The organism is Mycobacterium sp. TH-M25 (assembly GCF_057473665.1).
Genome location: NZ_JBYCLA010000406.1, coordinates 1 through 4,281, shown reverse-complemented (window position 1 = coordinate 4,281; position 4,281 = coordinate 1). Strand labels below are relative to the sequence as shown.

Here is a 4,281-nt window from a genome sequence, read left to right as displayed (position 1 = left end):
AACAAGTCGGCGACATCTGTGGCGGCCTCGATGGCGACCAGTCGTTGGGCGAATCCGGTCTGGAACCGATCGAGGAACTGCGCTCCGGGCTGGATGGTGGCGCGGTCCATCAGCCACGAATCGCGCGGCATGATCCAGGTCAGCCGTTCCGGCGGAATACCGTTGCGCAGCAACCACAAACACGCATCGATGCCGGTCTTGCCGGCGCCGACGACAACGAATCGCTCGCGACCGACCGCGTTGGCCGGCATGCCGTTGGGCGGCACGCAGTCGACGCGAGAGGCGACGTCGTAGGCCGGCGGACGCATCGACGGCACCGTGGTCTGCAGGTAGGTCGCATCGACGATCCGGCGGCGCGCGTTGACGGTGTAGTCGCCGCCGGGCAGCGAGCGAAACCGGCCGTCGCCCAGATACTCGGCCATCGGGAAGTAGGACACCTGCCCGCTCGGCAGTAGGTCCTGGTGCATCACTTTTTCGAAGTAAGCGCAGATCTCGCCGACCGTCGCCAACTCGTAGAGCCCTTCGTTCCAGCCGAGTTGGTCGATGGTGTCGCTGCCCAGTCCGCGGGAGTTGACGCCGTAATAGGCCGAGGGCTGGTGCAGTCGGACGAACGGATAGGCGCTGTTCCAGTGGCCGCCCGGGGAATGCCCCCGGTCGACGATCACCACCTGTGCGTCGGTCTCGGTCACCAGGGTGTCGGTGAAGGCCATGCCCATCGCGCCGGCGCCGACGACCAGGTAGTCCGTGTCAATCCTTGTCACGCCGATTCTCCCCCTTGCTGGCGTCCGCGATTAGTCGAGCGGTAGTTTCGCGAAAATCTTTCCGGTCGGTTGGGGTGAACCGCCGCCGGGTTCGACGGTAAAGGCGAGCATGTTGGAGTTCTTCAGGCTGGTGAACGTGTGCGTGGTCGACGGCGTGATGGCGGCGGCGTTCATCGTGCCGGCCGACTGTGCGCCCTTGTCGCCGACCAGCCACATCTGGTAGACCGTGCCCTGCGACGGTGGCGGCACGTTATCCATCACCAGCACAGCGCCGTTCATGTCCCGCGAAAAGACCACCGTCGCCGTGCCGCCGGCCATCGGGGTCGAGGCTGTACGCACATCGGGTGCCGAGATGATCTGCTCGGCCATCGTCGGGACGTGTGCCGGGCGTAACGCGATGCCCGCGCCGAAGGCCGCCAACGCCACCACGATCGCGGCGGCGGCGGCCAAGATGGCCGCGCGCCAACGAGGCCGGCGGGTGGCGTCGGCAAGTATCGCCGCGCGCAGCCGCTCGGGCGGCTCGAGGGCTGTGGTCGACGACAGCACAGCCATGGTCTCGCGCACCGCGCGCACCTCGTCGCGGAAAGCCGCGGCGACGGCTTGCGGCGCGGCGGCGAGTTGCCGGTCGATGTCGACGCGTTCGCTATCGGTGACGGCGTTCAGCGCATACGGCGTGGCCAGTTCGAGCAAGTCGAATTCCGTGGGTCCGGTCATGTCACCCCCAGGCAGCCGCGCAGACCGCGCAGCGCGTCCCGCATCCGCGACTTGATCGTCGACAAATTGGCCGACAACCGCTGTGAGACTTCGGCGTAGGTCAATCCGCCGTAGTACGCCATCTCGATGCACTGCCGCTGCACGTCGGTGAGAGAGTCCAGGCAGGCCGCCACCCGCCGATGCTCGTCGGCGGCGATCGCCGAATCGGCCACCAGATCGCTCGGACGATCCACCGTGGCCGCGCCGTAGCGTGACTCCCGCTGGCCGGCGGACTGCTCGGCACGCACGCGGTCGACGGCCCGGCGGTGCGCGATGGTCATCAGCCACGACAGCGCGGAGCCCTTCGCCGGGTCGTACGACGTCGCGTTCCGCCACACCTCCAGGTAAACCTCCTGGGTGGTCTCCTCGCTATAGCCCGGATCCCGCAACACCCGGGTGATCAGTCCGTAGACCCGGGCCCGCGTGCCGTCGTACAGCGCGGCGAACGCGTCGGGCTCGCGCTGCGCCACCCGGCGCAGCAATGCGTCGAGGTCGGTGCGTTGCCGGGGTCCGCTCATCGACCGGTAGCCTAGCCGCTCGGCGACAGCGGCCGTCATGATCGTGCCGATCGAGGCGGGCGTGGAATGAAAAAGGATGTCCGTTGCTGGTATTCGCTGAACCCCGGCCGGCCTCTCATGTATTTCTCGGTGAGCCGGGCGCCAGTGGCGTAGACCAGGAAATACGTCATCGTGACGGGGGAGAGCACCGTGGCGGCCGACCACCAGGCGGTCAACGTGACCAGCCACAACCCCCACCAGACGCAGGCGTCGCCGAAGTAGTTGGGGTGCCGCGTCCACATCCACAGCCCACGATCCATCACCACGCCGTTGTGCGCGGGGTCGGACTTGAACGTCTGCAGCTGGTGGTCGCCGACGGCTTCGAAAAGCACGCCGACCAACCACACCAGCACCCCGGCCGAGGTGACCGCCAGCAACCGTGTCGGGGTCGGACCTGACACCGCCGAGAGCTGCAACGGCAGTGCGATGAACCAGGTCATGAAGGCTTGCAGCACGAATACCTTGACCACCACCTGGCCGACGCCCGCGCCGCGGAGCATATCGGCGTAGCGCGGGTCTTCGCCCTTGCCGGCGGATTTGCGGGCGATGAACCAGCTGAGCCGGCCGGCCCAGATGGCGACCAGCGCCAGCACCAGGTGCCGACGGAACTGATCGCCGTGGCCGAGCAGCGCCGCGACCGTCGCGACTGCGATGAACCCCAGACCCCAGGCAACGTCGACGACGTTGTAGCGACCGATGCGGTGCCCGATGCCGAAGGTGATGGCGTGCACCACCGTCAGCGCGACAAGCGAGGCGCCCGAGACAATCGCGAAGTCGGCCAACATCACGTCACTGCCTTGGCGAAGGTCCATTGGTAGACGTCGAGGTATCCCGACCGGAAGCCGGCTTCGGCGTGCGCCAGGTAAAGCTCCCACATCCGCGCGAAGACCTCGTCGAAACCGATGTGCGACAGCGTCTTCCGGCGCTGCATGAACCGCTCCCGCCACAGTCGCAGTGTCTCGGCGTAGTGATCACGCAGCGACAACTCATCGATGGTGTGCAACTGGGTCTCGCGCCCGACGATGTCCATGACGGCCTTGCTGGACGGAAGCAACCCTCCGGGGAAGATGTATTTCTGAATCCACGTGTGGGTGTCGCGGGTTGCCATCATCCGGTGGTGCGGCATGGTGATGGCCTGCACCGCGAGCCGTCCCCTCGGAGCCAGCAGCTGATCCAGCGCGCGGAAATACTCTGGCCAGGCGTGATAGCCGATGGCTTCGATCATCTCGACCGATATCACCGCGTCGTAGTTTCCGCCGACGTCGCGGAAGTCACGCAGATCGACTTTCACCCGATCAGACAGCCCGGCGGCGGCGGCGCGCCGGGCAGCCAGCCATTGCTGGCGCTCGGAAAGCGTGATCGAGCGGACGTTGGCCCCGCGCGCGGCCGCCCGGATGGCGAGTTCTCCCCAGCCGGTCCCGACTTCCAAGAGTTCGGTACCCGGACCCACGTGCGCCGCGTCCAGAAGTCGATCGATCTTGCGCCGCTGCGCGTCGGCAAGATCCGGCCACGCCGCAGGCAAACTGGTGAACAGTGCGCTCGAATACGACATGGTTTCGTCGAGGAATTCCCCGAACAAATCGTTGGAAAGGTCATAGTGCGCCGCGATGGCCTGCCGACTCTGGCGCCTGCTGCGGTTTGCCGATAGTGGTTGGGAAGCAGTGACGATGGGGCGCAGCCACTGCAAGCTGTGGGGTACCACAGTGTCCATTCCGCCGGCGAGCACGGTCAGCGCCTCGGTGAGCGCATCGGACTCCCACTCGCCGGCCATGTAGGACTCGCCGAACCCGATCAGTCCGTGCCGTCCGATGCGACGGGCCAACCGGTCCGGCTGGTGGATCGTCAGTGTCGGCGCCGTCGTGTCCTGCGCGCCGATCACCGAGCCGTCCGGGTACGTCAGCCGCAAGGGCAGTCGGCCGGCGATGCGGCGCAGCAGCCGGTCGGCCACCACCGCGGACGCCGACGAAGCGGGCCCGCCGGGAACTTTCGCCACTGCGGGCCAGCGCTCTGGATCGATGGTGGCACGGGTCTTCTCGATGCCCACCGGATTGCGCGGCAGCACCGGAAGCCGTCGTAGCCACAGTGCGATCCCTTGGACGCGGATCCGCAGCGCGATCATCAACGGGGCGAGGGGCGCGAGGATCTGCATCCGTGCCACGTGGCTCACCGTCGCGGGTCGGCGGGTGCCGCGCAGGGTCGCGACGAAGGAC

At 67.2% G+C, this 4,281-nt stretch carries 5 protein-coding genes; all 5 read right to left on the bottom strand.

Features of this window, described 5'->3' with window-relative positions; translation table 11 throughout:
* On the bottom strand, nucleotides 1–761 hold a 761-nt coding region (locus AC2VOU_RS13600; RefSeq protein ID WP_486957855.1), incomplete at its 3' end, for an NAD(P)-binding protein.
* Between the two features lie 30 nt (nucleotides 762–791).
* Nucleotides 792–1,475: an anti-sigma factor gene (locus AC2VOU_RS13595; RefSeq protein ID WP_486957854.1), complete on the bottom strand. Its 684-nt coding sequence runs from the start codon at nucleotides 1,473–1,475 to the stop codon at nucleotides 792–794.
* A complete protein-coding gene (locus AC2VOU_RS13590) occupies nucleotides 1,472–2,032 on the bottom strand; it encodes a sigma-70 family RNA polymerase sigma factor (RefSeq protein WP_486957853.1) in 561 nt (186 codons plus the stop codon). The genes AC2VOU_RS13595 and AC2VOU_RS13590 overlap by 4 nt, the downstream gene beginning before the upstream one ends.
* A 35-nt stretch (nucleotides 2,033–2,067) precedes the next feature.
* Nucleotides 2,068–2,856 (bottom strand): DUF1295 domain-containing protein, encoded by a 789-nt coding sequence (locus AC2VOU_RS13585; RefSeq protein WP_486957857.1) that lies wholly within the window; start codon nucleotides 2,854–2,856, stop codon nucleotides 2,068–2,070.
* Complete coding sequence (locus AC2VOU_RS13580; RefSeq protein ID WP_486957856.1) at nucleotides 2,856–4,220, bottom strand: class I SAM-dependent methyltransferase; 1,365 nt, start codon at nucleotides 4,218–4,220, stop codon at nucleotides 2,856–2,858. The genes AC2VOU_RS13585 and AC2VOU_RS13580 overlap by 1 nt, the downstream gene beginning before the upstream one ends.
* Nucleotides 4,221–4,281 lie beyond the last annotated feature (61 nt).